25 protein-coding genes are annotated in these 25,329 nt (G+C 53.6%); 14 read left to right on the top strand and 11 right to left on the bottom strand.

From position 1 onward, the window contains the following. The first annotated feature begins 245 nt into the window (after positions 1-245). The 8 genes from ACZ46I_RS00525 to ACZ46I_RS00560 all read left to right on the top strand — a co-directional run bounded on the left by ACZ46I_RS00525 (position 246) and on the right by ACZ46I_RS00560 (position 9,095). On the top strand, positions 246-905 hold the full coding sequence (locus ACZ46I_RS00525; RefSeq protein WP_464281090.1) for a hypothetical protein: 660 nt from the start codon (positions 246-248) through the stop codon (positions 903-905). A gap of 26 nt (positions 906-931) precedes the next feature. Continuing rightward, positions 932-1,606, top strand: a complete 675-nt coding sequence (locus tag ACZ46I_RS00530) for a flagellar biosynthesis anti-sigma factor FlgM (RefSeq protein ID WP_464281091.1) — start codon at positions 932-934, stop codon at positions 1,604-1,606. Between the two features lie 26 nt (positions 1,607-1,632). After that, positions 1,633-2,310: a hypothetical protein gene (locus ACZ46I_RS00535; protein WP_464281092.1), complete on the top strand. Its 678-nt coding sequence runs from the start codon at positions 1,633-1,635 to the stop codon at positions 2,308-2,310. Between the two features lie 26 nt (positions 2,311-2,336). Then, positions 2,337-3,011 (top strand): hypothetical protein, encoded by a 675-nt coding sequence (locus tag ACZ46I_RS00540; RefSeq protein ID WP_464281093.1) that lies wholly within the window; start codon positions 2,337-2,339, stop codon positions 3,009-3,011. 26 nt (positions 3,012-3,037) lie between these two features. After that, positions 3,038-3,712: a hypothetical protein gene (locus ACZ46I_RS00545; protein WP_464281094.1), complete on the top strand. Its 675-nt coding sequence runs from the start codon at positions 3,038-3,040 to the stop codon at positions 3,710-3,712. A gap of 1,084 nt (positions 3,713-4,796) precedes the next feature. Beyond that, entirely contained in the window at positions 4,797-6,428 is a 1,632-nt protein-coding gene (locus ACZ46I_RS00550) for a BCCT family transporter (protein WP_464281095.1), read from the top strand. Between the two features lie 23 nt (positions 6,429-6,451). Continuing rightward, on the top strand, positions 6,452-8,332 hold the full coding sequence (locus tag ACZ46I_RS00555) for a DUF294 nucleotidyltransferase-like domain-containing protein (RefSeq protein WP_464281096.1): 1,881 nt from the start codon (positions 6,452-6,454) through the stop codon (positions 8,330-8,332). 10 nt (positions 8,333-8,342) lie between these two features. Further along, positions 8,343-9,095 (top strand): 3'-5' exonuclease, encoded by a 753-nt coding sequence (locus tag ACZ46I_RS00560; RefSeq protein ID WP_013505303.1) that lies wholly within the window; start codon positions 8,343-8,345, stop codon positions 9,093-9,095. Positions 9,096-9,124: 29 nt separating this feature from the next. On the opposite strand, the gene ACZ46I_RS00565 is transcribed toward ACZ46I_RS00560, so the two are convergent. From ACZ46I_RS00565 to ACZ46I_RS00580, 4 genes are all read right to left on the bottom strand, one after another. After that, positions 9,125-9,445 (bottom strand): hypothetical protein, encoded by a 321-nt coding sequence (locus tag ACZ46I_RS00565; protein ID WP_464281097.1) that lies wholly within the window; start codon positions 9,443-9,445, stop codon positions 9,125-9,127. Between the two features lie 520 nt (positions 9,446-9,965). Continuing rightward, positions 9,966-10,442: a pyridoxamine 5'-phosphate oxidase family protein gene (locus tag ACZ46I_RS00570; RefSeq protein WP_464281098.1), complete on the bottom strand. Its 477-nt coding sequence runs from the start codon at positions 10,440-10,442 to the stop codon at positions 9,966-9,968. A 2-nt stretch (positions 10,443-10,444) separates the two neighbouring features. Continuing rightward, positions 10,445-11,404, bottom strand: a complete 960-nt coding sequence (locus ACZ46I_RS00575) for an acyltransferase (RefSeq protein WP_464281099.1) — start codon at positions 11,402-11,404, stop codon at positions 10,445-10,447. A 20-nt stretch (positions 11,405-11,424) separates the two neighbouring features. Next, positions 11,425-11,778, bottom strand: coding sequence for a DUF1801 domain-containing protein (locus ACZ46I_RS00580; protein ID WP_464281100.1), 354 nt, complete (start codon positions 11,776-11,778; stop codon positions 11,425-11,427). 175 nt (positions 11,779-11,953) lie between these two features. On the opposite strand from ACZ46I_RS00580, the gene ACZ46I_RS00585 reads away from it, so the two are divergent. Then, positions 11,954-12,217, top strand: a complete 264-nt coding sequence (locus ACZ46I_RS00585; protein WP_464281101.1) for a hypothetical protein — start codon at positions 11,954-11,956, stop codon at positions 12,215-12,217. Positions 12,218-12,563: 346 nt separating this feature from the next. Here the strand turns inward: ACZ46I_RS00585 and ACZ46I_RS00590 are convergent, their stop codons facing one another. Further along, positions 12,564-13,862, bottom strand: a complete 1,299-nt coding sequence (locus ACZ46I_RS00590; RefSeq protein ID WP_464281102.1) for a HipA domain-containing protein — start codon at positions 13,860-13,862, stop codon at positions 12,564-12,566. Continuing rightward, positions 13,859-14,116, bottom strand: a complete 258-nt coding sequence (locus ACZ46I_RS00595; protein ID WP_464281103.1) for a helix-turn-helix domain-containing protein — start codon at positions 14,114-14,116, stop codon at positions 13,859-13,861. The genes ACZ46I_RS00590 and ACZ46I_RS00595 overlap by 4 nt, the downstream gene beginning before the upstream one ends. A gap of 653 nt (positions 14,117-14,769) precedes the next feature. Here ACZ46I_RS00595 and ACZ46I_RS00600 point away from each other — a divergent pair. Then, positions 14,770-15,069, top strand: a complete 300-nt coding sequence (locus tag ACZ46I_RS00600; protein WP_464281104.1) for a hypothetical protein — start codon at positions 14,770-14,772, stop codon at positions 15,067-15,069. Here ACZ46I_RS00600 and ACZ46I_RS00605 read toward each other — a convergent pair. Further along, positions 15,060-15,897, bottom strand: a protein-coding gene (locus ACZ46I_RS00605) for an IS5 family transposase (protein WP_464280308.1) whose coding sequence is annotated in 2 segments (ribosomal slippage) — positions 15,060-15,491 and positions 15,493-15,897 — 837 coding nt in all. Because the reading frame shifts where the segments join, the coding sequence is not laid out codon by codon here. The two genes, ACZ46I_RS00600 and ACZ46I_RS00605, sit on opposite strands and share 10 nt — an antisense overlap. Before the next feature lie 82 nt (positions 15,898-15,979). Then, positions 15,980-16,216 carry a hypothetical protein gene (locus ACZ46I_RS00610; RefSeq protein WP_226508650.1) on the bottom strand — a complete coding sequence of 79 codons (237 nt, stop codon included), beginning with the start codon at positions 16,214-16,216 and terminating at the stop codon, positions 15,980-15,982. A gap of 498 nt (positions 16,217-16,714) precedes the next feature. On the opposite strand from ACZ46I_RS00610, the gene ACZ46I_RS00615 reads away from it, so the two are divergent. The 3 genes from ACZ46I_RS00615 (at position 16,715) to ACZ46I_RS00625 (ending at position 21,218) form a co-directional block, all read left to right on the top strand. Further along, on the top strand, positions 16,715-19,276 hold the full coding sequence (locus tag ACZ46I_RS00615; protein ID WP_464281105.1) for an AAA family ATPase: 2,562 nt from the start codon (positions 16,715-16,717) through the stop codon (positions 19,274-19,276). A 78-nt stretch (positions 19,277-19,354) separates the two neighbouring features. Then, entirely contained in the window at positions 19,355-20,482 is a 1,128-nt protein-coding gene (locus ACZ46I_RS00620; RefSeq protein ID WP_464281106.1) for a hypothetical protein, read from the top strand. Between the two features lie 178 nt (positions 20,483-20,660). Continuing rightward, a complete protein-coding gene (locus tag ACZ46I_RS00625; RefSeq protein ID WP_464281107.1) occupies positions 20,661-21,218 on the top strand; it encodes a hypothetical protein in 558 nt (185 codons plus the stop codon). 120 nt (positions 21,219-21,338) lie between these two features. On the opposite strand, the gene ACZ46I_RS00630 is transcribed toward ACZ46I_RS00625, so the two are convergent. The 3 genes from ACZ46I_RS00630 to ACZ46I_RS00640 all read right to left on the bottom strand — a co-directional run bounded on the left by ACZ46I_RS00630 (position 21,339) and on the right by ACZ46I_RS00640 (position 23,512). Continuing rightward, complete coding sequence (locus ACZ46I_RS00630) at positions 21,339-21,860, bottom strand: ATP-binding protein (RefSeq protein WP_464281108.1); 522 nt, start codon at positions 21,858-21,860, stop codon at positions 21,339-21,341. A gap of 69 nt (positions 21,861-21,929) precedes the next feature. Next, complete coding sequence (locus ACZ46I_RS00635; RefSeq protein WP_464281109.1) at positions 21,930-23,207, bottom strand: HipA domain-containing protein; 1,278 nt, start codon at positions 23,205-23,207, stop codon at positions 21,930-21,932. Next, on the bottom strand, positions 23,204-23,512 hold the full coding sequence (locus tag ACZ46I_RS00640; protein ID WP_464281110.1) for a helix-turn-helix domain-containing protein: 309 nt from the start codon (positions 23,510-23,512) through the stop codon (positions 23,204-23,206). Before ACZ46I_RS00640 ends, ACZ46I_RS00635 begins: the two co-directional genes overlap by 4 nt. A 503-nt stretch (positions 23,513-24,015) precedes the next feature. Here ACZ46I_RS00640 and ACZ46I_RS00645 point away from each other — a divergent pair. After that, positions 24,016-25,146, top strand: a complete 1,131-nt coding sequence (locus ACZ46I_RS00645) for a DUF6236 family protein (protein ID WP_464281111.1) — start codon at positions 24,016-24,018, stop codon at positions 25,144-25,146. Positions 25,147-25,329 lie beyond the last annotated feature (183 nt).

Here is a 25,329-nt window from a genome sequence, read left to right on the forward strand (position 1 = left end):
TTCATTCGTCGAGCCTGCCGGAAACAAACGGCAGGCTCGACTATGTAAAATCAAAAATAAGAGAAAAATCACTGCAGGCTAAGTTGCTCACTCAAATAACATTACAGCAAAACGAGCAATCATTCACACATCAACCCCAACCATCAACATGTACTCCATCGATCAATATGGCAGGTGAATTGCAAGGTTTCCGTCAGTGCGAAAAGTGAAACCTGCCAACCAACCCAGCATTCGGAGGACGCACCATGTCAATCATCAGCGGCATCAATATCTACTCCCCCCTTCACGGCTACTCGTCAGCAAGACAGGCATACTCTCCGCCGACAATCCAAGCCCAGCGGGCGCAGTGTCAGGACGATGTTCAACTGAGTCTGGAAGCATTGGAACGCTATGACGCGGAAAAAATTAAAGGATCTCATCCTGCTGTGATTGACCTTGATGATGGAGGAACACTCATCCATATAGAGACAAAGATTCGGCAAAACCTGGAAATGACAACGGAAAAGATATCTGGTGTTCTGAACGACGAGGAAATCGACCCATTTTTCTTGGTGATGAGAGACAATCATGTTCAAGTTATCGGCAACGAGAAAGCTTCAGGACTACTTGAGAATATACTCAACGATAATGAACTTGTTTTCCGTGACCAGACGCAAGCTGACCTGATTAACGAGACCATACGATATACGAAGCTCCTCCTACAGCTTGCCCACGACTCATCAACCAGTGCCAACAGCGACCTCACCTACGACTCCCTGAAATCCATGGGCTTCCCCGACCCGGAAAATAACCCCGATCCCGAATTTGCGGACATGGCCCTGAAGTTTTCCGGCAATCGTCTGAGCCTTGCCCTGCTGGACCGCGAGGAGCGGGAGACACTGGCAAACGGCGGTTCGCTGGCATAACCCAGGCAAAGGAGGAGGACCCACTCATGTCAATCATCAGCGGCATCAATATCTACTCCCCCCTTCACGGCTACTCGTCAGCAAGACAGGCATACTCTCCGCCGGAAATCCAGGCCCAGCGGGCGCAGTGTCAGGACGATGTTCAACTGAGTCTGGAAGCATTGGAACGCTATGACGCGGAAAAAGCAGCGAAAAAATTGCCTGTTGTCATCGATACTCTTTGTGGAAAACAAGCAGTAAGCATCAACGGAAAAATTGAACAAAACCTGGAACTGATTGCCGAAAGAATACAGGAAATTCTTGGAGATGGTGAGCGCGATCCGTTCTACCTGGTGATGAGCGGTGACACTACCCGAGTATTGGGCGATGAGAAAGCCGCCGTGAAACTCCATGATATGCTCGACAGTGATGAACCAGTCTTCCGTGATCATACCATCCGCAGCCTTATTGGCGAGACGATGGTCTTGGTAAAAGGACTGTTATTTATTGCACATACCCACGACAGTGAGAATCACAATGAACAATTAACCAGGAATAATATTTTTACCTTCCTGAAATCTGTGGGCTTCCCCGACCCGGAAAATAACCCCGATCCCGAATTTGCGGACATGGCCCTGAAGTTTTCCGGCAGTCGTCTGAGCTTCGCCCTGCTGGACCGCGAGGAGCGGAAGACACTGGCCAACGGCGGTTCGCTGGCATAACCAAGGCAAAGGAGGAGGACGCACTCATGGCGATCATCAGCGGCATCAATATCTACTCCCCCCTTCACGGCTACTCGTCAGCAAGGCAGGCATACTCTCCGCCGACAATCCAGGCCCAGCGGGCGCAGTGTCAGGACGATGTTCAACTGAGTCTGGAAGCATTGGAACGCTATGACGCGGAAATCGCGGCAAAGAAAATGCCTGCGCGCATTGATATGCCTTGTGGCAATCAGATCATAAACATCGCTGGCACGATTGAACAAAACCTGGAACTGATTGCCGAAAGAATACAGGAAATCCTTGGAGATGGTGAGCGCGATCCGTTCTACCTGGTGATGAGCGGTGACACTGCCCGAGTATTGGGCGATGAGAAAGCCGCCGTGAAACTCCATGATATGCTCGATAGTGATGAACCAGTCTTCCGTGATCAGACCATTCGCGGCCTTATTGGCGAGACGATGGGATACGCAAAGCTCCTACTGGGCATTGCACACAGTTACGAACACCCTGACCCTGCCCAGGAAGAGAGGTCAATAACAGCTATTTTCGATTTCCTGAAATCCATGGGCTTCCCCGACCCGGAAAATAACCCCGATCCCGAATTCGCGGACATGGCCCTGAAGTTTTCCGGCAACCGTCTGAGCCTTGCCTTGCTGGACCGCGAGGAGCGGGAGACGCTGGCAAACGGCGGTTCACTGGCATAACCCAGACAAAGGAGGAGGACCCACTCATGGCGATCATCAACGGTATCAATATCTACTCCCCCCTTCACGGCTACTCGTCAGCAAGACAGGCATACTCTCCGCCGGAAATCCAGGCCCAGCGGGCGCAGTGTCAGGACGATGTTCAACTGAGTCTGGAAGCATTGGAACGCTATGATGCGGAAATCGCGGCAAAGAAAATGCCTGCGCGCATTGATATGCCTTGTGGCAATCAGATCATAAACATCGCTGGCACGATTGAACAAAACCTGGAACTGATTGCCGAAAGAATGCAGGAGATCCTTGGAGATGGTGAGCGCGATCCGCTCTACCTGGTGATGAGCGGTGACACTGCCCGAGTATTGGGAGATGAGAAAGCAGCCGTGAATCTCTTTGATATGCTCGACAGTGATGAACCAGTCTTCCGTGATCAGACCATTCGCGGCCTTATTGGCGAGACGATGGACTTGGTAAAAGGACTGTTATTTATTGCACATACCCACGACAGTGAGAATCACAATGAACAATTAACCAGGAATAATATCTTTACTTTCCTGAAATCCATGGGCTTCCCCGACCCGGAAAATAACCCCGATCCCGAATTCGCGGACATGGCCCTGAAGTTTTCCGGCAACCGTCTGAGCTTCGCCCTGCTGGACCGCGAGGAGCGGGAGACGCTGGCAAACGGCGGTTCACTGGCATAACCCAGGCAAAGGAGGAGGACGCACTCATGGCGATCATCAGCGGCATCAATATCTACTCCCCCCTTCACGGCTACTCGTCAGCAAGACAGGCATACTCTCCGCCGGAAATCCAGGCCCAGCGGGCGCAGTGTCAGGACGATGTTCAACTGAGTCTGGAAGCATTGGAACGCTATGACGCGGAAATCGCGGCAAAGAAAATGCCTGCGCGCATTGATATGCCTTGTGGCAATCAGATCATAAACATCGCTGGCACGATTGAACAAAACCTGGAACTGATTGCCGAAAGAATACAGGAAATCCTTGGAGATGGTGAGCGCGATCCGTTCTACCTGGTGATGAGCGGTGACACTGCCCGAGTATTGGGCGATGAAAAAGCCGCCGTGAATCTCTTTGATATGCTCGATAGTGATGAACCAGTCTTCCGTGATCATACCATCCGCAGCCTTATTGGCGAGACGATGGTCTTGGTAAAAGGACTGTTATTTATTGCACATACCCACGACAGTGAGAATCACAATGAACAATTAACCAGGAATAATATCTTTACTTTCCTGAAATCCATGGGCTTCCCCGACCCGGAAAATAACCCCGATCCCGAATTTGCGGACATGGCCCTGAAGTTTTCCGGCAACCGTCTGAGTCTTGATCTGCTGGACCGCGAGGAGCGGGAGACGCTGGCAAACGGCGGTTCGCTGGCATAGATGCTGTGCCTGGCAGCGCATCAGCCCGTGCGCTACGGCCAGGAAATAGCATCTGCAACAAAATACTCAACTTACGACTGAAGTTACGCGCCCCCCGAGCGCCCGTTTTTCCGGCTCGTTGCTCGCCTTGCACCTGAGAACTTTTCAATTGCCTGTGTGTTTTGAGGTATTGAAAGACACTTTCTTTAAAATTATCTTTTCAGAAAAGACAATCTCCTCTCGCAAAGCCGCTGAGAACGCAAAGAAGATGGGCAGCCAAATCAGTTAACCTTGTATTTTTCTCTGCGTCTTCGCGACTTGAGTGAGCGCAGCGAACGGGCGTGAGATCCTGCCTTTCCATTCGCGTTTATTCGCGTCTATTCGCGGTAACTTCCGTGTCTTCCGTGATTTCCGTGGTTAAAGCTCTTCCGGTTTCCCTTCCCCACAGTCTTTGCGTGAAATTTCCCCATTCGTGCATATTCGTGTTCATTCGCGGTGGAAACTGCTTTTCCCTTTGCCTTTCTTTGCGCCTTTGCGGGCTTTGTGTGAAAATCTCTTCGTTTTTGAGCAGTCGCTCGTTGCTGCTTTTCCTTGGCGTCTTCGCGACTTGAGTGAGCGCAGCGAACGGGCGTGAGATCCTGCCTTTCCATTCGCGTTTATTCGCGTTTATTCGCGTCTATTCGCGGTAACTTCCGTGTCTTCCGTGATTTCCGTGGTTAAAGCTCTTCCGGTTTCCCTTCCCCACAGTCTTTGCGTGAAATTTCCCCATTCGTGCATATTCGTGTTCATTCGCGGTGGAAACTGCTTTTCCCTTTGCCTTTCTTTGCGCCTTTGCGGGCTTTGTGTGAAAATCTCTTCGTTTTTGAGCAGTCGCTCGTTGCTGCGACGTACCTGGCGAATCTGCCGTCACCAATGTCCAACCGACTCCTGCGCATGCGTCATCTTCTTCACCCTATCCCTTTTCTTTTCCTGCAGCTGGCGGAAAAACGCTTGACCCCTTGACCATCTACACGTAACCTCTTTTGCAGAAATACTTTCCTTTCTTTCACTGCTCTGACTGCCCATCTGCGGGCAGATATCATACTTTTCACAGGAGGTACGCTGCATGCAAGATGAACGAGACCCCATGGTGCCCGATGGCGAAGTCAATCCCATCGACACGGACTACCAGGTCGGCCAGGACAATGTGGTCATCAACCTGGGGCCATTCGGCCTGGATATTCACAACCGGGTTTTTGCCATTTCCGGTCTGGGGGTTATCGCTTTCGTGGTGCTGACTCTGGCATTTCAGAATCATGTGGAGCCCCTTTTCAGCGGTCTGCGCGGATGGCTGACAGCTCACCTCGACTGGTTTTTTATCAGCGCGGGCAATATTTTCGTACTGCTCTGCCTGTTCCTCATCGTCTCACCCCTGGGAAAAGTTCGCCTGGGCGGCACTGAGGCCAAGCCTGATTACTCTTATCTGGGCTGGTTCTCGATGCTTTTCGCGGCGGGTATGGGTATCGGCCTGATGTTCTATGGGGTTTCGGAACCCATTTCCCACTTCACCACGGCCTTTGGGGGCACTTCGGTGGAAAATGGTGTGCGCACTGACTGGTCTCCCCTGGGTGGGGCTGCCGGAGATGCGGCAGAGGCTCAGCGCCTGGGCATGGCGGCTACTATTTACCACTGGGCGCTGCATCCCTGGGCAATTTATTCTGTTCTGGCGTTGGGGCTGGCCCTGTTCGCCTTCAACAAGGGGTTGCCCCTGACCATGCGCTCGGTTTTCTACCCGCTGCTGGGCGAGCGGGTGTGGGGCTGGCCGGGCCACGTGATTGATATTCTGGCTATTCTGGCCACGCTTTTTGGTCTGGCCACATCCCTTGGTCTCGGAGCCTCCCAGGCCAGTGCCGGTCTGCACTATCTGTTTGGACTCCCCGAAGGGGTAACAACCCAGGTGCTCCTGGTTATCGGCATTACGGCTATCGCGCTGGTCTCGGTTGTGGCCGGGCTGGATGCCGGGGTCAAGCGCCTCTCCCAGATCAATATGACCCTGGCGACTCTGCTGCTGCTCTTTGTGATCATCGTGGGCCCGACCATGCTCATCCTGAGCGGCTTCTTCGCCAATATCGTTGCCTACTTTCAGTATCTGCCGGCTCTGGCAAATCCCATCGGGCGCGAGGACGCAAACTTCTCCCAGGGCTGGACGGCCTTCTACTGGGCATGGTGGATTTCCTGGTCGCCCTTTGTGGGAATGTTCATTGCCAGGGTCTCCCGTGGGCGCACGGTGCGCGAATTTCTCATTTCCGTGCTGATTATCCCTTCCACGGCCTGCATACTCTGGATGAGTGTTTTCGGAGGCACAGCCATTCATCAGTATGCACAACAGGGTTACGAAGCGGTGGCATCGGCGGGCCTGCCCCTGCAGCTCTTCACCATGCTGGATGTGCTGCCTCTGGCCCAGATCACTTCATTTGTGGCAATTATCCTGGTGGTGGTCTTCTTTATCACCTCTTCAGACTCCGGTTCCCTGGTCATTGATGTGATTTCCGCAGGCGGAAAAATTGACGCGCCCACGCCCCAGCGCGTTTTCTGGTGCACGTTCGAAGGGCTGGTAGCCATCGCGCTGCTGGTAGGTGGTGGTCTGGTGGCTCTGCAGGCCATGGCGGTGTCCACCGGCTTTCCCTTTACGATTCTGCTGCTGATCGCCTGCGTCTCTCTGGTCAAAGGGCTGGCATCGGAGCCACGCGGTACGTAACAGACGTTTTTGTGGGGGACACCGTGGAAGTTGAACACCTGGAGATTCTGGATTTTCTGCGTTCCCACCAGCCCTTTCGGGATCTGCCCGAAGAGGTTCTGGCTGGAGTGGCCAGCAGGGTGGAAATCAGCTACTTCAAGGCGGGAACACCCATCCTGGAATTTGGCCAGGAGATTGATGCCCTGCACGTGGTGCGCAGCGGCGCGGTGGAAATTTTCCGTCGCAATGGCGAACTCTATAACCGCCTCAGTGAAGGGGGCATTTTTGGAGAGTTCGGGCTGCTGCGCAACCGCCGGGTGCGCTTTCCCGCCACTGCCCTTGAGGATTCCCTGATCTACCTGATCCCGGAACCGGTTTTCAGCGAACTCTTCGAACAATTTGAACTCTTTGCCGACTTTGTGGAAATTGAGGATCGCACGCGCCTGCGTCAGGCTGTTTCGCGCCGGGAGGATGCCAACGAGCTGATGACGGCCAAGGTACTGACCCTGGTGCAGCGCGATCCGGTGGTTATCGGCGTCCAGGCCACCGCGCAGCAGGCCTGTCAGAAGATGTCCGAAGAGTCGGTCTCTTCGCTGCTGATCGTGAATGACACGGCAGAAAACCGCGAGAACACTTCCCCCATGGCGGGCATCATCACCGATCGCGATATCCGCAACCGCCTGGTCACGCCCGGTCTGGACTACAGCACACCCGTAGCGCAGATCATGTCCACAGAGCTGGTCACCGTTGAACACAATCAACTGGTCTTTGAGGCGATGCTGCTGATGCTGCGCCACAACGTCCACCACCTGCCGGTGCTGAAAAACCACAAACCCATCGGCGTCGTGGCCATATCCGACATCATTCGCTATGAGTCACAGAACAGCCTCTTTGTGGTCAGCAGCATCTTCCGCCAGAACGACGTGGAAGGCCTGCAGTCCCTGCGCGCCGATGTGCGCTCCTGCTTCCTGCGCATGGTGAACGAAGATGCCAACTCCCGCATGATCGGCAGCGCCATGGCGGTCATTGGCCGCAGCTTCAAGCAACGGCTGCTGGAATTGGCCGAAGAACAGCTGGGACCACCACCAGTGCCCTACTGCTTCCTGGCGCTGGGCTCCATGGCCCGCGACGAACAGACCATTGTCACCGACCAGGACAACGCCCTGATCCTCGACAACCATTTCGACCCGCAGCAGCACGACGAGTACTTCCAGAAGCTGGCCGCCTTTGTCAGCGATGGGCTGGCTGCCTGTGGCTACACCTACTGCACCGGCGGCATCATGGCCACCAACAGGCAGTGGCGTCAGCCCCTGCACGCGTGGGAAGCCTGTTTTCGTGACTGGATCGACAAGCCCACCCCCCAGTTCCTGCTCAACAGCTCCATATTCTTTGACCTGGAGGGAGTATGGGGGAAAACCCAGTGGGCCGACCAGCTCAACGACCTGATCGCCCACCGCGCCAGGCGCAGCTCCCGCTTCCTGGCCTGCATGGCCCGCAATGCCCTGGGACGCACCCCACCCCTCGGCTTTTTTAAAGATTTTGTCATGGAGCAGGATGGCAAGCACAGCAACTCCATCAATATCAAGCGGCGCGGTACCGCTCCCCTGACAGACCTGATCCGGGTGCACAGCCTGGCAATCGGTTCCCAGGCCCGCAACTCCTTTGAGCGCCTCAGCGACATCATAGACGCCGGCATCCTGCCCAGCGGGCGCGGGCCCGACCTGCGCGACGCCCTGGAATTCATCGCCATGGTGCGCATCCGCCACCAGGCACTGTCTCTTCAGGAAGCAGAGGAGCCCGACAACAGTGTTGTTCCTGAACAGCTTTCCGACTTTGAGCGCAAGAACCTCAAGGATGCCTTTCAGATTCTCAGCAACGCCCAGAAATTCCTGAAATTCCGCTACCAGCCCGGTCGCGTCAACTGAAGGGCACCCCATGTTCTACCTGCCTTCGCCACGCAAAGAGGAACCACAACTCAACCAGGTGGAAACCACCGCGCCCGACTGGCCCACCCGTTTGCGCGCCCTGGCGGCGAAAGCTCGCGATCAGCGCCTTCAGGCCTTTTATGGCGCCGGGGTGGTGGATGGCGACACCCCCATCTCCCAGGTGCCCCTGCTGGCCCTGGACTTTGAAACCACAGGCTTTGACCCGAAGCGCCACGGCATTGTCAGCATCGGCCTCGTGCCCATGAGCCTGCAGCGCATCCGCTGTGCCGAGGCGCGTCACTGGATTGTCAAGCCACGGGTACAGCTGGAAAGCCAGTCCATCGTCGTGCACGGCATCACCCATTCCGACGTCGCCACGGCTCCTGATCTGGCGCGAATCCTTGATGAACTCCTGGAAGCCATGGCCGGCCATGTCATGGTCGTCCACCACCGGGGAATTGAACGCAGCTTCCTGGACGCAGCCCTGAAAGCCCGTATCGGCGAGGGCATCCAGTTCCCCGTCATCGACACCATGGAGCTGGAAGCGCGGCTGCACCGCCAGAAACCTCCGGGGCTGCTGGCGCGCCTGCTGGGCAGAAAACCCGTCTCCATACGGCTGGCCGCCAGTCGCGCTCGCTGCAACCTGCCCCACTACCGCCCCCACCACGCCCTGACCGATGCCCTGGCCACAGCAGAGCTGCTGCAGGCCCAGATCGCCCACCACTTTTCACCTGAAACCCCCATACAGGAGCTGTGGAAATAACTGGAGTTTTGCATCTTGCCATCCTGGTTTCAGGTGCCATTGATCTGATGCTTACCACGTGTACGGATACTGTCCTTTTTGACCGCGCAAAAAGAACGAAAAACGCGCCCCCCGAACGCCCGTTTTTCCGGATCGTTAGCTCGCCTGTTCTGGAGATCCGGCAGCAGGCTGCTGAAAAGCCTCACCTGCGGCGTTGCACGCCTTGCACCTGAGCATTTTTCAATTGCCTGTTTATTTTGAAGTATTTTCAGCAAGCTCTTAACTGCCTTTCTTTGCGTCTTCGCGACTTGAGTGAGCGCAGCGAACGGGCGTGAGATCCTGCCTTCCCATTCGCGTTTATTCGTGTTCATTCGCGGTAACTTCCGTGTCTTCCGTGATTTCCGTGGTTAAGCTCTTCCGGTTTCCCCTCCCCACAGTCTTTGCGCGAAATTTCCCTATTCGCGTTTATTCCCGTTCATTCGCGGTGGAAACTGCTTTTCCCTTTGCCTTTCTTTGCGCCTTTGCGGGCTTTGTGTGAAAATCTCTTCGTTTTTGAGCAGTCGCTCGTTGCTGCAACGTACTCAAGCGACGCCGTCAGCGCAGAACCATTTCCGCCATTTCAGCATGGCATCAGGGTCGGTGCCGTCGGAGATGCGAACGTTGAGAGATAACAGAAAAAACCCTCTGCCAAATGGGCAGAGGGGAAGGAAAGGGGATCTATGGAAGGAAGGAGAGTTGCCAGAGAGTATTGCATATGGGATGCCAAAACAAAAACCCTTCATTGTCAACAGGTTACCTGGCAGCAAAAAAACAACTGAATGGTTGAATTTTGCCCAGGTGAGCAGATTCTGCGCAGACACGATGCGCGAAAAGCCACCCGCGCAACAGACCTCACGCCGGATGGTTGCTCTTGGCCGTGAAGGCATCCACACGCATACGCAGCACCAGCACGTGCTCCAGCACCCGGCTGTCAAAATCGAAGTCCGTCCGTCCAGAGTGGTGCTCCATAATGCGCAGCAACCCCTCCACCTTGAGGGCTTCGTCATCAACCGTCTCAACGCGCCCGGAACCGGCAACACTGCGGTATTTCATGCTCCACTGACAGGCGCTCTGCCCTTCCACCAGACGGTGATCGGTGTCGATGAAAAAGTACCCTGAATCGTTACTCCGCAGAATATCAAGCTTGCGCCCATCCCGCGCACAGTGAAAATACAGCGTCAACTGGTTTTCTTGAAAGTGGAACCCATAGTTCAGAGCGACCAGATAGGGCGCCCCCCGATCCACCAGGGCCAGGTGACACACCTGCGCCTGACGCAGAATACTCTCCACCATTTCACCATCGTGAATCTGCCGATCTGTGCGACGCATGTTCACCCCCCTGCAGCCGGTAGACGCCGGCTATGCTCTTCATGCAGCTGTCGCAGCTGCTCATCCTTCTCCTGCCAGATATCCGTTACCCACTGCTGAATCTCCTGACGCAACAGAGGATCGCTCCCGTAGTCGCCCTGACTGAAGTGCGCCGGAATCGGCTTTTCATCAATGCGCACCACACAGCGGCGAAACGCACCGCACATCATCGCCCAGAAAGTGGGAATCCCGTCAGGATAGTAAATGGTCACATTGGTCAAAGCACTGAACCGATCCCCCAGGGACTGAATCGCAAAGGCCAGACCGCCGGCCTTAGGCTTCAGCAGGTACTGGAAAGGCGACTGTGTGCGCCTGCGCTTCTGCTCGGTGAAGCGGGTACCCTCCAGGAAGTTCATCACACTGGTGGGCACCTGGGAAAACTTCTCGCAGGCCCTGCGCGTCTGCTCCAGATCCTTCCCGGCCTTTTCCGGATACCGGGCCAGATACTCACGGGAGTAACGGCGCATAAAGGGAAAGTCCAGCGCCCACCACGCCTGCCCCACAATCGGCAGATAGGCGAGCTCCCGTTTGATAAAAAACTTCAAAAGCGGCACCTTGCCCAGATAGAGGGCGTAGAGCACAAAAATATCCACCCAGCTCTGGTGATTGGCATTGATCAGAAACCACTCCCGCCGACCAATGCGACTCAACCCCTGAATATCCCACTGAACCCGGTACACATGGTTCAGCCACCACAGAATACCCCGCACCCACAAACCCGCAGTGGCCTCGACCAGGGGATTGGCCACACCCCTGGCCAGACCTTGCGGCAGAATCAGGCGCAACAGGATAAAGACATAGAGGAACGCTCCCAGAAACAGCGTATACAACAGCAGCGCAAGGGAACTCAGAACACCCAGCAGGAAAGACCCTCCCGCAGCAGGAGCTTCCCAGGCAGCATTCGACCCAGCAGTGGTTGGCAAAGTACTCCGGCCCATCGCGCTTACCCCTGCAACCCAAAGGCAGCCTGCACATATTCAGCAACATGCCGATCCGCAATATCCTGAAGCGCGCGCAGTTTGATATGACGACGCAGTTTGCCGCCACCCTCCAGAACGCCGTGGGGATCGGGCAGCATCGCCCCCCGACTGAACTCCAGCGAAACATGACCCGTATAGGCAAAAATACCGCAGAACGGTTCAGCCCCGCTGAAAAGGATGCCCCCGTACTTCATCTCTTCGCCACTCCCCTGGCAAACCGCCAGCACCGTTTCTCGCAACGCCCTCACAAGCGCGTACTGCGATTCGCTGTGGTTTTGCAGATCATTGAGAAAGGTTTCGACACGCATAGTGCTCATGGGCACTCCCGGAAAAGAAATTCAGACCAGCCCGTCTTCAATACGCCGCCAGTTGCGCCATCTTACCAGCCCCACAGCACTATCGGCAACACCCATAGCGGCACACGCTGCAGCCATGACAGCCGGAAGCATTGCACCGGCCAGAAAGAGCCGCTTTCCAGCATCTGGCGACACCATGGACGCTGAAGAAGAGTTCCATGCCACCGCCGCTGAACTCATCATCAGCCCCACCGGCCAGGTGGACCACCTCGTCTTCGAATGGAACCACGAATGGGGAAAAAGCCGTCAAGGCTTCAAGAGACATTATGAACCACGAATAAACGCGAATATGCACGAATGGGGGAAATTTCACGCAAAGACTGTGGGGAGGGGAAACCGGAAGAGCTTAACCACGGAAATCACGGAAGACACGGAAGTTACCGCGAATAGCCGCGAATAAACGCGAATGGAAAGGCAGGATCTCACGCCCGTTCGCTGCGCTCACTCAAGTCGCGAAGACGCAGAGAAAAATACAAGTTTAACTGATTTGGCTGCCCATCTTCTTTGCGTTCTCAGCGGCTTTGCGAGAGGAGATTGTCTTTTCTGAAAAGATAATTTTAAAGAAAGTGTCTTTCAATACCTCAAAACACACAGGCAATTGAAAAGTTCTCAGGTGCAAGGCGCTCGCAGAGCACGGAATGAAGCGCACTCCCCGTACGTTGCAGCAACGAGCGACTGCTCAAAAACGAAGAGATTTTCACACAAAGCCCACAAAGGCGCAAAGAAAGGCGGCCTGCAGAGGTACGCTACAGCCTCACCTGCGGCAACTCTGCCGCCACATCCCTATACCTGAGTGCTTTCCCACGAATATGGGAGCACAGTGCTGCGGCAAAGTCCCGTTCTTCAGGTGTCAGATCCCCTTCAGATGCCAAATTTTCCACCTGTTCCCCGGCGGAGTGGCACATGGCCAGAAGCGTTTTGGCCACCTGCCGTCTGGGCAGGCCACACATTTCGCACAGAAGGGCCAGCTGGAAGGCGAATATCTTCTGCGGATCAAAGGCGTCACCAATCGCCATGGCCAGGTCCTGCTCGAAGGTGGCGCCATACATCTCCACGCACAGCAGGTCATACCAGGGGGCAACGCTCATGCCATGCCGCTCCACAAAAAAAGAGATGTTTTTCCCGTGCGCATCGCTGTTGCCAATCAGCAGGTTAAACAGTACCCAGTGCAGCAGGGTGCGTTTGGCAACAGCGGGTACACGGCAATGCCTGCTGCTGGCGATCAAGTCCGGCACATTCGCTCCGGTGCGAATATGCGCCACATGCCCGCCCTTGCCAAAGGGCCGCTCATACTTTGCGCCGGGGGGAAGGTTCAGCATCTGGCAGCCGTCGATAATGTGTCGCCGCCGTATGCGGTGGGGCCCATCGGGGAAGCGGTCGAATCGCTCCACAATCAGAACGGGTTCACCATCAAAACGCCACAGCTGCGTTGGTGGCACCACAAAGCCCATTGCGTGTGCCAGCCGCATGCACAGGTACTCGTTGATGACCACATGCATGGCCATGGGGGAGCCGAACTTCAGAATATGGCTTGAAGCAAGCATGCCCTCGCCAAACCCCATGGAGCCATCTGGCCGTATCAGCAGGGGCAGCTTCTCCTGCACACCAGCCACGGACAGGCGCAGCCTGTTATCCCATAGGGCGATGGAGACATTCTGCCGCCCAGCCACTCGCTGGCCAAGCTCCTCACGGGAGATTTCCCTGAAACATGACGGGGGAGACTCAATGGAGCCTGATGGCGCGCTGAAACCCAGCGCACCCGCAGTTTCCGAACCAATGGCACCGATCAATCCGAAAATATTGTGTTTCGAGATATGCAGGTGGCGGGATACCTCATCAAGCCACCGACCTTCCGGCAGCAGATTGGACAGGAAATGGTGAACGCTTTCCGGGGAGGCCCCAGGCAATACGTGGGGTGACACGGGAAAGCCTTCCCCGGCGAGCCAGTGCGGTTCATATTCAAAGTGCAGGGTATCCTTGGCGATATCAGCGGTAATGTTCCCTATCGGCTCATGATCCAGGGTAACCTGCAGCACCGGGTTCATTCATCACCATGGGCTGCAAGGGTTATGGTAACACCGAGCATCTGGCATACCTGCAGCACCGAACTCAGGCGCACATCCCCCTTGCCCTGTTCAAGTTTTGACAGAGTGCTGACGGAAACACCGCAGAAGGCGGCAGCCTCGTGAATGCCCATACCCGTTTGTGTGCGGGCGGCACGAATAAAGGCAGCTAGGACCTGGGCATCGCTCAGGCTTTGGGGCTTCGGCATAGCGGTAGGGATAACGGCGCGGGGCACGGGCTCCTCCATATATTGATACTGCGATAGCATTATATACTGGCCGTACCAGCCACGTGTAAAGATAAATTCTGCGATAACGGTATTATTTAGCCGAGAGTGCAAGAAAAGCTCATTTGTACTGCCATAGCAGTACGAATAATAGTGGACATTCTGTCTGTCTGGCGTTCAGTGCTTTTCTGCAGTTTCTGAAATCTGCCCGCAGACTTGAAGAACCCAAAGACATTATTAACCACGGATGGACACGAATATGCACGAATGGGGGAAATTTCACGCAAAGACTGTGGGGAGGGGAAACCGGAAGAGCTTAACCACGGAAATCGCGGAAAACACGGAAGTTACCGCGAATGAACACGAATAAACGCGAATGGGAAGGCAGGATCTCACGCCCGTTCGCTGCGCTCACTCAAGTCGCGAAGACGCAGAGAAAAAAACAAGGTTAACTGATTTGGCTGCCCATCTTCTTTGCGTTCTCAGCGGCTTTGCGAGAGGAGATTGTCTTTCTGGAAAGACAATTTTAGGGAAAGTGTCTTTCAATACCTCAAAATACACAGGCAATTGAAAAGTTCTCAGGTGCAAGGCGCTCGCGGAGCACTGAATGAAGCGTACTCCCCGTACGTTGTAGTGACGCGCGAAGGCGAGCAACACCGGAGATGAGGCTTTTCAGCAGCCTGTCACGTGTAAATGGACTTGCGCAGACCAACCCGCAACACCAGGAGTGTCAACACCTCGCCATCAACGCGAAAAAGCACCCGAATCTTGCGGGCTACGATAAAGCGATATTGCCCGGAAAAGCGGCTTCCCTTCAGTTCAGTGACTTTCCCGGTCTGCTTCAGAGAATTGAAGTTATCCCGCAAATAATGGATTTTTTTGACAATGAGCTGGCGATCGACGCTGTTGAATCCGTGAAGATCCTTGACCGCCTGTTCGGAGTATTTAGGACTTATCCATAAATTACGCCGATTTTCCTGTATGTGATTATCGCCGCCGCGAGACACGTCAATCCGTAGTGAGTGACCTCAAGCTTCTCAAAGCGCACATGAATCTTCCTGAAACGGTTGAACCAGGAAATAGATGCTTCCACTATCCAGCGCCTCGCCTTCTTTGATGGGTCACGCTTCTTGTCCTCGATCTCTTCTTTTCGCTGCTTTACATGGGGTATGTATCCGCGCTGAAGAATGCTGCTGAGCGCCGGCTTTCCCTTGTAGCCACAATCTGCGCAAAGATGCTGCTCCTGCTCTGCAGGCTTCTCGAAGACTACGCCATCAAGAACGGCTTCAAGCTGGCTCACATCATGCCGGTTCGCTCCGGTTACGACGATGGACAACGGGACGCCACGACCGTCCACCAGGACATGACGCTTGCTCCCGTTTTTTTCCCCGATCCGTCGGGTTCTTCCCTACGGTTTCAAGAGCCATTGGAGCTTTGTACATTCCGCCATCTATGCTTTGCCACTCCCAAGCTATCCCCTCCATCTCGTCATACTCAGCCAGCCCCTGACGCCAAATAGCTTCGAATACACCGGCCTTACTCCATTCAATGAAGTACTTGTGCACTGCACTGGCGCAACCAAACTGCTCCTTGGGTATCGCTTTCCACTGACAACCGGTGCGCAGCACATAGACAATGCCGGAAAACGCCTTCCTGGGGTCAAGTCGCTTGCGCCCACCACCAGGCTTGCGCTTGTAGATCTTGTCAGGATCTCTTTGCTGGATTGGCAGTAAAGGCTCAACTCTTTGCCAGAAGGCATCTGAAACTTCCCATGATTGCACTTTAGACATAAATCACCGCCATGAATGATCTTTTGTGGATCATTCTACAGCGAAACATTGCTCGGGTCAATGATTATTTATGGACAAGTTCTTAATCTCCAATATCCACTCCCAACTCCGCATACACGTCCGCACTCTCCAGAACACGCATCTTTCCATCCTGGATATCCTGGCTTATTTTGTCGGCCAGCAGGGCGTCAGTATGGTCGAAGTAGTGATCAAGAGCCGACTCCACCACTTCCCTCTGCGTCTTTTGCAGAGCCTGAGCCACCAGTTCCAGCTCCTTCGCCAGGGAGTCATCAAGAGTGAAGAGCTTTTTTACCGCCATGGCACACTCCTTTCGCATATCCAATCAGATATCTGTAAGTATATGTCGTTTTGCCAGGCTGTCAAGCCTTCAAGAGGCATTATGAACCACGAATAAAGTCGCTAATATGCACGAATGGGGAAGAAAACCGTCAAGGCAGGTTTCTCGCCAAGCCGCAAAGTCGCGAGGGGAAAAACAACGGATAAATTCCCCATCTACAGGTTATGCAATAAATTGTATTTGCGCGTAACGTTTGCTGTGCTACTATGCAAGTTGAACCTGGCATCCGGCTTGGAATGATACGGTTTTGCAAGTTGCATATTTGTCGGATAAACTTTGGCAAATGCACCTCTGTGCAAAAAATTGTCGTTTCTGCAAGGGTTGCATCCAGAGCTTCAGAATGGGGGATTTTATGTGTCACTTTGGACGTTTTTTCAAAAAGTGCATAGCGTCAGTTTTGACGCCTAAATGTAGTTCGATGCTCTTCATCCTTTCTACTACAGGAAAGGCGCAAAAAATATGAACAATAAAGCGGACACCGTGACTGAGTGGCTTACAGAGCGGCCCCAGTGGCTCCAGATTGCGGCTACTCGGCTACTTCAGCAGCCTGAGCTTACTGACAAAGACGTCTCTGAGCTCGCAACCCTGTGCCAGCAGGAAGCCGAAGGTAAGCTGCCCAAAACGACCTGTTCCTTTCCCGCTACCGCGTTCTCCCAGGGCGCAGCAGGCACTCTACGTTTGTGTTCGATCAGTGATGTTGAAGGAGTAAACGCCCTTGCTCCGAAGAAACCACTGGAGTTTGGCAAGGGCAATATCACGATTGTTTATGGCAACAACGGGTCAGGCAAATCCGGTTACGTCAGACTCCTCAAACATGTATGCGGTGCCCGCGAGACGGGTACCCTTCACCGCAATGTCTATAAGCCCGGCTCTGCCGTACAGAAAGCCTGCATTTCGTTTGAGCAGGACGGCATTTCGAAAACCCATACTTGGTCAGGACAAGGCATCTGCGATGATCTCAACAGCGTTGATATTTTCGACACCTCGTTTGGCAAGGTCTTTGTCAGCAGCGAAGACGAGGTGAGCTACGAGCCGCCGGTTCTATCGTTTTTCAGTTCTCTCATCCTCGTATGCGAAAAGGTCGCATCGGCCTTGGACGTCGAGGCTAACCGGCACCAGTCCAAAAAGCCAAATATCCCGGCTGACAAGAAGGTAACCCCCGAAGGTATCTGGTACGAAGCCATCAGCGCCAAGACCAGCACCCAGGACATCGACAAGCATTGCACATTTGGCAGTGCTGACGAGACCGAGATGCAAACGCTGCAGCAGCGCCTTGCCGAACAGGCACCGGCGGAAAAAGCAAAGCAGCTGAAAAAACAGAAACAGCATATCGACACTCTGGTCCAGGATACTCAAAAGTATCTAGAGCAACTATCGGACGATAATTATCGGCGGATCATTGCTGCCAAGAAGAAGTCAATTCTCAAGAAGACAGCGGCAGACACGGCGGCGGAAAAGGTGTTCTCTGGCAGCGAGTTGGAAGGCATTGGGTCTGATGTCTGGAAAGAGCTATGGGAAGCGGCACGGAACTACTCCGTATCGGCTGCATACAAAGAGGCCGAGTATCCGAATGTTGCTGATGATTCCCGTTGTGTCCTGTGCCACCAGACCTTGACCCAGGAAGCCAAGGAGCGGTTGGTCTCCTTCGAAAATTTCGTGAAGGGTGAAATGCAGAAAGCCGCATCGGATGCGGCCAAGGAATACGAGACCGCCAGTCAAACTATCGAGGCGCTACCGACATCGGAGACGCTGAAAACACGTATCGATGCGGCTGGCATTCCACAGGATGAAGTCGCCAGCCAGGTGACGGATTTCTTTGCTCAATTGCAGGCCAGAAAAGACCTGCTCCCTGGGATCGATTCCGAAGAAGCCATTCCCGACCCGCTACTCTCACCGAAATGGATCGAAGAAGCCAACGCCCAGTCGAAAAGCCTCGGTGAACTCGCGGCAAAATATGACGAAGACGCCAAAAGCGACAATCGTGAGGAGATCAAGAAAAAGCTAAACAGTCTGCAGGCCAGAAAGTGGTTGTCTGAACACCGCGCCGCCATTGATGAAGAAGTAACCCGATTGAAGCTGCTGAACCAGATCAAGGCGGCTAAAAAATCCGCTGATACGACAGCTTTATCAAGAAAGAAAGGCGAGTTGGCAGAAGCCTTGATCACGGATGCGTTCGTACAAAGGTTCAACGCGGAGCTCAAAGCCCTCGGCGCGTCTCAGGTGAAGGTCGAACTCGTGAAGTCAAAAGTCTCCAAGGGCCGCGTCCTTCATAAGCTCCAGCTTCGAGGAGCCTCTCAGAATGGGCTCGCCGATGTGCTGAGCGAGGGGGAAAATCGGATCGTCTCCATTGCGGCTTTCTTAGCCGACGTCACCGGAAAGAGCAACAAGGCCCCGTTTGTCTTTGACGATCCAATATCCTCGCTGGACCAAAGCTATGAGGAGGCCGTGGTTCAAAGACTGATCGAGTTGTCTCAGGACAAGCAGGTCATTATCTTTACTCACCGCCTGTCCTTGCTGGGAACGGTCCGGCATTTTGCCGAGAAAAAGACCATCAAGCCAGATGTGGTGAGCATTCGCTCTGCGGACTGGGGGACCGGAGAGCCAGCTCCCATTCCACTTTCACAAAGCGACATCAAAACCGCCCTGAACACACTTATGAGCCAGCGGTATCAGAATGCCAAGAAGGCGAGCGAGAGCGGCGAATTTGAACATGCCGAAATCTTGCTGAAGTCGATATGCAGCGACTTCAGAACATTGGTGGAGCGCTCTATTGAAAATGATCTGCTTTGCGGGGTGGTTCAAAGATTTCAACGACCGGTCCATACGTTGAAGCTCAAGGAGCTTGCCAAATTGAAGAATGAGGATTGTAATCTCCTTGATTCGCTCATGACCAAATACTCAGGATTTGAACACTCGCAGCCAGCAGAATCACCTGTGGAGCTACCGAAGCCGGACGAGCTTTTGGCCGACATGACGTCACTTAAAGAATGGCGTGAGAAATATGCAAAGCGAAGCGCATAAAGGCATCGAACAAATCGTTCCAGCGGACGCGCTAAGGCGCGCCGCTGAACTCAAACGTTGGGCTGATAAGGGGTGGTGGTGATACGTCAGGCAGTGGATTTTGTGCGCAAGCATGCCGAAGAGATTCTGCGTCTCACAAAGGTGGTGTCGATTTTTGCCTCTCTAGCTGGCGCATACTATTTCGCTTCTTACCTGTATGCCTTTCGCATTCCATTTCCACTCGATCTAGCAGTTCTTCCCGTTGCTTTGCTAGCTATAGGCGTTATTGCCTTAATGATTACGGCTGTTATCATAGCTTACATTTCAGTTCTGGGATGGGCGCAGACAGACCCATTCGATCTGGGATACGCTGAGCTCATCCACTCCAATAGCAAAGGAGTTTATTACCCCAATCCGAAAGTGGCGCTTATCAATATAGGCGCTATTTTCATATTCCCTTTTGCTTGTTGGGTCGCAATACTTATCCTAACCCCAAAGGGAATGGAAGAGATTTCTTTCTACGCTTTGATGGTGTCTTATGCGGTTTGGTCAATTGCAGTCGGCGCGTATAAGGCATACCAAAGACCTCACCAGTCTCTGAAGTCATATCTCGCATTTGCATCAAAAGTATCAGGTTTTACTTTCGGTATAGCATTTTTTACACTGGTTGCTTCTCTAGTCTATATAACATTGCTCTCGACAAGAGGGTTTTTCGACACAAACGAGAGCGCACTACTGTCGTTGGCGGTCTTTGCAGCGATCAACATAACCTTGCTGTATCCCTATTTGAATGTTAGAGGCTTTGATAGAGAGAATCGCCGCGTGATGGATGGCGAACCCAGCCTAGATCCGACGATTCTAAGCAAGAGAATTCACGGGTCTGGTACCAGTATTGTAATAGTAATACTGGTTGCAGTAACTCTCTTTCAGCCGTTTTCATCATTTGTCGGCGAGCTTCCGCTTCGCCTGATCGGTTTGGCACCTATTGAGCCTAGAACACTACACACTAGCGAAAAAACAGCGAGTGCTTGGCCTGCTGAGTTGATTGACACATGCGAAAGCACGCGGTGCTCGTCGGTTCCGCTTCAAGTTCTACTGGATCTCGGCAGGATTCTATACGTAAGGAAGGTTTCCGAGAACGCGTTCGTATTTCGCTTGGAAAGAAGCGAAGTTGTCGATCAAATGTTGCCGGATGAGCGCATTAGGCGTGGGAAGCAGCCAGAATGACCCTTCAACACACCCACTGCGCCTTTTACGCAGCATCTTCGTGATGGCAAGGGCAATTCTGCCTTCCCATTCGCGTTTATTCCCGTTCATTTGCGGTGGAAACTGCTTTTCCCTCTGCCTTTCTTTGCGCCTTTGCGGGCTTTGTGTGAGAATGTCTTCACTCTTGAAAGGAAAAAGCATGAGACTTTTCACCAGCTTGCTTATGGCCTTATTGCTGGTTCCATCCGCGTTGGCCAAAGATTCCACTGAGGTGCTGCTGACATTCAGCGCTGGTTTGGCGCGTTACTCCGCGTCGGGGGATTTCATCGGCGGCAAGAGTGCTGAAAGTATGAGTGAATCGGATTTTCCGGGTGCTGCGGGTCTTGGTGTGCGCTTCTTTGGCCGTTACACGCTTGAGGTGTCTTCGGTGGAGCTGGAATTCTTCCCGTTTCTCACTGATGTGGCCTATGGGGTGCGGGGCAGCGCCACTCGCTGGCTGGCGGGGTATCAGCATCCGGTGAATGACTGGCTGGCGGTGGGCATACGGGGTGGCGTGATGGACTGGGAGGTTGAGGTGAAGCCGTCAATTTTCCATGGCTGGAGCAGCCACAGCGGGCGCGATCCCTATTATGGCATTCTGCTGCGCATGGGCAGCAATCGCTTGGCCTTTCTGCTGGGGCACGACCGCAGCCATTTTGAGGACATTGCCTTGCGCATGACCTGGGTGGGCCTGGAAATTGTGCCCGCTTCCTGGTAGGAGTCAGCAAGCGGTTAATGGTACGGTATCCCCATATAGAGATAGGCTCCGTGCCGTCCCTGGCTGCCTTGCGCAATGATGGTGTTCAATAACACGGGATTTGGAAAGGTACTGCTAGGGTCAGGTGTTTGTCGATTTGTGCTTTTCCAGGACGCGTTGGCCTTTTGGGGTCAGGCGGTATTTCTGCAGTCGGCTGTTGGGTTTTTCTGGAATGGTGTACTCAAGGAATCCAGCTTTCCGCAATGCAGGCAACGCTCTGCGGACATTTCCACTCAGACCTTTATGTCCTAATGCTGCTGCAATTTCAGCAGACGAGAGTGGTTGGCCAGCGCATGCCTCCAGTATTTGCCAATCGACTTGTGCCTCGACTTGTGCCTCGACTTGTGCCTTAGATTGCCTGTCTGATGGTATTCGATGGTGCTCCGCCAGGAAGGTGGTAAAGCGCAGCCGCAGGCCGATTTCCTCGATTTTTGGCTCCGGCAAACCAAGCCGATTGGCTTCGGCAAAGATGCGGCGCACGCCGGTACCCCATTGCTCAATCAAGCCCAGCTCCTTAAAGATACGGGCGATAACCGGATTGCGAATGCGGGAGGTGCCCTGTTTCATTTCCTCAATGGTCATGCCGGGCAGAAGAATACCCATGCTCTCCACTTCGATGCGGTCATCAAGAAATACCACGCGGATGAGGGTTTTTCAGCAGCCTGTTTCCTGTCATCCGACCATTGTCTTCAGCGTCCAGCGGCAGCGCTTGCGCACCATGCCAACCAGCTTGTCGTAAAGGGCCCTGTCTCCATGCTCCCTGGCAAATGCTTCGCGGCACGCTACGGCAACTTGTGGCAGAAGCTCTGCCAGCTCAGCTACCCTCTGCAGTAACGGTTTTGGCGGGATGGCCAGCTGGCGGGCCATTTCTTCCCACTGTGCCATGGTTATGCGTTCGGGGTTTTTCTCACTCCCCACAAAGAGCGCCATATCCCGCGCATAGCTTCCCGGTGTCAACTGATTGAGAAACTCTATGGCTACCAGATCGTAAAATGGTGCCAGCGTTGGTGCTGCCGAGCCGGGGGTGTAGAGCAAGGCCAGGTTTTTGGCGTGGCCATCCCAGTTGCCAACCAGGAAATTGAAAATCTGCCAGTCGCGCAGCTGTGACAGGGCGATGGACGGTCGATCCAGATGCTGTCGCAGCAGCTCGCCAATCATGGCAATGGAGGGGCCGCCATCGCTTTGATACTTCATGTTTACCGGCATCCCCAAGGCCTGGAGTACATCCTCCTGGTGCAATCGCACCAGCTCTCCCCTTGAATCTACCATGCGGTCGTAGCGCTCCACTTTCAGCCAGGGCACAGCCTTCTTACCAAAAGAAGTCGTGTGATAGCTGGTGGAGACCACAGGCAAGCCGATGCCCAGTGCCATCTGCCCGGCCATGTACTCGGCGAAGCAGACCCGGTTGATGGTTTCAAACTTGATGATATGGCTGGAAGGGTGATGGGTGTCGGGAAGAGAGAGTTGCCCCTGCTTGCAGAGCACTGGCAGCTTGTCCTGGGCACCAGCCAGTGAAAAGCGCTGCGCCATGGCAAAAGCCGACCCCTGGATTTGACCTTTCCTGCTGATCAACTTTTCAAAGTCATCCTGGGGGAGCGCTGTGAGGGGCAAGCGCTCCTGCGCGGGCATTTCATCATAAGGCAGGATGCTGAGCGCACCGGCGCAGTCGCCACCGATTGCCAGCAGCAGGCCCATATCGTCACTCTGGCTTATGCCCCGTTGACGGCAGATGCGCTGGCGGGTTGCCCCTTCAGGCAAAAGCCCCGCAAAGAAACTATGGGCGCTGGCCTCATGGTCAGCCCTGTGCAAGGGAAGGCTGATGGAGATGGGAAAGCCGTCACGGTGCAGCCAGTCGTCCGCGTACTGAAAGCGCATAATGCCCCGCTCATCCTCGCGCACCGTGCCTGCGCATCTGCTCTGCCACCAGACCTGGGCACTTCGCGCTGTCATGGGGAATTCTCCGGGGTGCGTTGCTGTGGAATGTCGGATGGTGATGCGCCAAGGCGAGCGCGGGGGACAATCAGCATCTCCAGCCCCAGGGCCTGTAAAGCCACCATGACCCGGCCCAGGGACGCGCTGGACTTACCCCGCTCAAACTCGGAAAGAAAGCGGATGGACAACCCCGTAAGGCTGTAAAGTTCCTCCAGGGTAAGCCCCTGCCGCTTGCGCTCCTCCCGGAACATCCGCCCGAGTTCAGCAGGGCTGAGGATATGCTGGCAGCTCTTGAAATTTTCCTGATTCGTAAATTTTGACATGCTGACCCCGCTCGCGAAAGCTATTTTCCCTTTGCGTAAATTTAGGCGGAGTGGAGGGGAAATCAAGATAAATTTTCCCTGTTCGGAAAATTGGCGTACCGAAAGAAAGGCATTCTGAACCACGAATGAACGCGAATATACACGAATGGCCCTGCCATCACGAAGATACCGTGTCAAAGGCACTGTGGGTGTCCTGAAGTGTCTATTTTCCTTCCAAAAACGAAGAGATTTTCACACAAAGCCCGCAAAGGCGCAAAGAAAGGCATGGGGAAAAGCAGCGGACAAATTCCCCATCTACTGCCTATGCAATAAATTGTATTTGCGCGTAACGTTTGCTGTGTTACCATGCGAACTGAATCTGGCATTAGGCTTGGAATGGTTGCAGCCCGAGCTTCAGGGTGGGAGATTTTATGCGTCACTTTAGACGTTTTTTCAAAAAGTGCATAGCGTCAGTTTTGACGCCTAAATGTAGTTATACGAAATAGAAAGGGGGGGCTCCCAAAATGCCGAACCAAGCCTTGTTCTACCCATGGATCGAGATAAAAGATGATCAATGGCTGAAGACTTCTCTGCTCTATTGGGATGAGTTCCGAACCATTGTTCCAGAATCTATCGAGAATCCATACAAAACAGACTCTACGATTGCGCTCTCAAGTGAAGGATTATTGCACCCGATTCGAGTGAGACCTGATATGGAGGAAATCGAAGATCTTGCTGATTCGGTTATAACTTACTTGTCCACAAACGAGGGAGCAAGAATTGTCGCATCAAATGGATATAGAGGCTCGATAATTCATGAAGAGAAGTTGCCGTACCAATTTGGGAAATTCGCAGATATACATCCAGAAAAGTTACCCTATCGAGTACGAGATGAACTGCGACATTTATTCAGGGATTCAAATAGAGATGGAGGATGGCTAACTGTTGATAGCGGGTTCGCCGATTTCTATATGACATTGTTGGCCTCGAAGCTTTCTGAACGAACCGGGGCTTCTTTAGTAACAGACAACTCAATGGCAAATGATTTGGCGGTGGCAATTCATTTGGATGCTCCTTTGGGTCAAAAAGCTGGTGAAACGTTTGGCGATGAATGGTACGGAAGGCGTCACAGGCGTAGAGGCTATGATGCCTTCGGCCCTAGACGAAGACATCCATCGGCGGTTGCTGAAGGGCTTCTAGCAAATCTTGCTATTTCCAAAATAAATATTTCCGAACAAACACCCATTCAAGATTTGATTGATTTTAAGCGGAAGTATTCGGATGAGTTTGGCCGATTCCATAAAGCTATTCATGATCTTTGTAGTGGCATAGAGGGGGATATTCCAGTTGAGGCCCTTCAGGAGCGGGTAGGTACAATTTATCGAAACGATGTAGAACCATCGTTGAATTCTTTAAAAGCCGCCTTGGATGGAAAGAAGATTAAGTGGAAGGCAGAAGGGCTTATGAAGATAGCATTCATGTCAGCAAGTTCTTATTCAGCCCTGGCAGTAGCAGGCCTCTCTACTCCCATAGCGTTATTGGCTGGGGCAGGAATATCGTTAACTGCCATGGGTGTTCTACACAACATAGAGAAACGTGAACAGATTAGGAACGATCCATTCGCATACCTGCTTAGTGCAGAGCGTGAGTTTTGATAGTGATATGAGAAAATCGTATAACAATCACATGCACTCGGACAGCAAAAAGCGCCGCTCCTTCGTCGCTCTGCTTTTTGCTGCCGGTGATGTGGTGCGTTAGAGCTAGCGATGGCAAGGGGGGGCAGAGTGTGATTAAGACTCTCGAGAATTTTATATGGCGAAGAGGTGCGAGGGGTGGTT

The sequence above is a fragment of the Desulfurispirillum alkaliphilum genome (genome assembly GCF_055378285.1).

Excerpts from the sequence above, each read along its gene's own strand:
- ACZ46I_RS00525 (WP_464281090.1), top strand. The coding sequence starts at position 246 with ATGTCAATCATCAGCGGCATCAATATCTACTCCCCCCTTCACGGCTAC.
- ACZ46I_RS00530 (WP_464281091.1), top strand. The coding sequence starts at position 932 with ATGTCAATCATCAGCGGCATCAATATCTACTCCCCCCTTCACGGCTAC.
- ACZ46I_RS00535 (WP_464281092.1), top strand. The coding sequence starts at position 1,633 with ATGGCGATCATCAGCGGCATCAATATCTACTCCCCCCTTCACGGCTAC.
- ACZ46I_RS00540 (WP_464281093.1), top strand. The coding sequence starts at position 2,337 with ATGGCGATCATCAACGGTATCAATATCTACTCCCCCCTTCACGGCTAC.
- ACZ46I_RS00545 (WP_464281094.1), top strand. The coding sequence starts at position 3,038 with ATGGCGATCATCAGCGGCATCAATATCTACTCCCCCCTTCACGGCTAC.
- ACZ46I_RS00550 (WP_464281095.1), top strand. The coding sequence starts at position 4,797 with ATGCAAGATGAACGAGACCCCATGGTGCCCGATGGCGAAGTCAATCCC.
- ACZ46I_RS00560 (WP_013505303.1), top strand. The coding sequence starts at position 8,343 with ATGTTCTACCTGCCTTCGCCACGCAAAGAGGAACCACAACTCAACCAG.
- ACZ46I_RS00565 (WP_464281097.1), bottom strand. The coding sequence starts at position 9,445 with ATGAACACGAATAAACGCGAATGGGAAGGCAGGATCTCACGCCCGTTC.
- ACZ46I_RS00570 (WP_464281098.1), bottom strand. The coding sequence starts at position 10,442 with ATGCGTCGCACAGATCGGCAGATTCACGATGGTGAAATGGTGGAGAGT.
- ACZ46I_RS00580 (WP_464281100.1), bottom strand. The coding sequence starts at position 11,778 with ATGAGCACTATGCGTGTCGAAACCTTTCTCAATGATCTGCAAAACCAC.
- ACZ46I_RS00585 (WP_464281101.1), top strand. The coding sequence starts at position 11,954 with ATGGACGCTGAAGAAGAGTTCCATGCCACCGCCGCTGAACTCATCATC.
- ACZ46I_RS00590 (WP_464281102.1), bottom strand. The coding sequence starts at position 13,862 with ATGAACCCGGTGCTGCAGGTTACCCTGGATCATGAGCCGATAGGGAAC.
- ACZ46I_RS00600 (WP_464281104.1), top strand. The coding sequence starts at position 14,770 with ATGAGGCTTTTCAGCAGCCTGTCACGTGTAAATGGACTTGCGCAGACC.
- ACZ46I_RS00610 (WP_226508650.1), bottom strand. The coding sequence starts at position 16,216 with ATGGCGGTAAAAAAGCTCTTCACTCTTGATGACTCCCTGGCGAAGGAG.
- ACZ46I_RS00615 (WP_464281105.1), top strand. The coding sequence starts at position 16,715 with ATGAACAATAAAGCGGACACCGTGACTGAGTGGCTTACAGAGCGGCCC.
- ACZ46I_RS00625 (WP_464281107.1), top strand. The coding sequence starts at position 20,661 with ATGAGACTTTTCACCAGCTTGCTTATGGCCTTATTGCTGGTTCCATCC.
- ACZ46I_RS00630 (WP_464281108.1), bottom strand. The coding sequence starts at position 21,860 with ATGGGTATTCTTCTGCCCGGCATGACCATTGAGGAAATGAAACAGGGC.
- ACZ46I_RS00635 (WP_464281109.1), bottom strand. The coding sequence starts at position 23,207 with ATGACAGCGCGAAGTGCCCAGGTCTGGTGGCAGAGCAGATGCGCAGGC.
- ACZ46I_RS00640 (WP_464281110.1), bottom strand. The coding sequence starts at position 23,512 with ATGTCAAAATTTACGAATCAGGAAAATTTCAAGAGCTGCCAGCATATC.
- ACZ46I_RS00645 (WP_464281111.1), top strand. The coding sequence starts at position 24,016 with ATGCCGAACCAAGCCTTGTTCTACCCATGGATCGAGATAAAAGATGAT.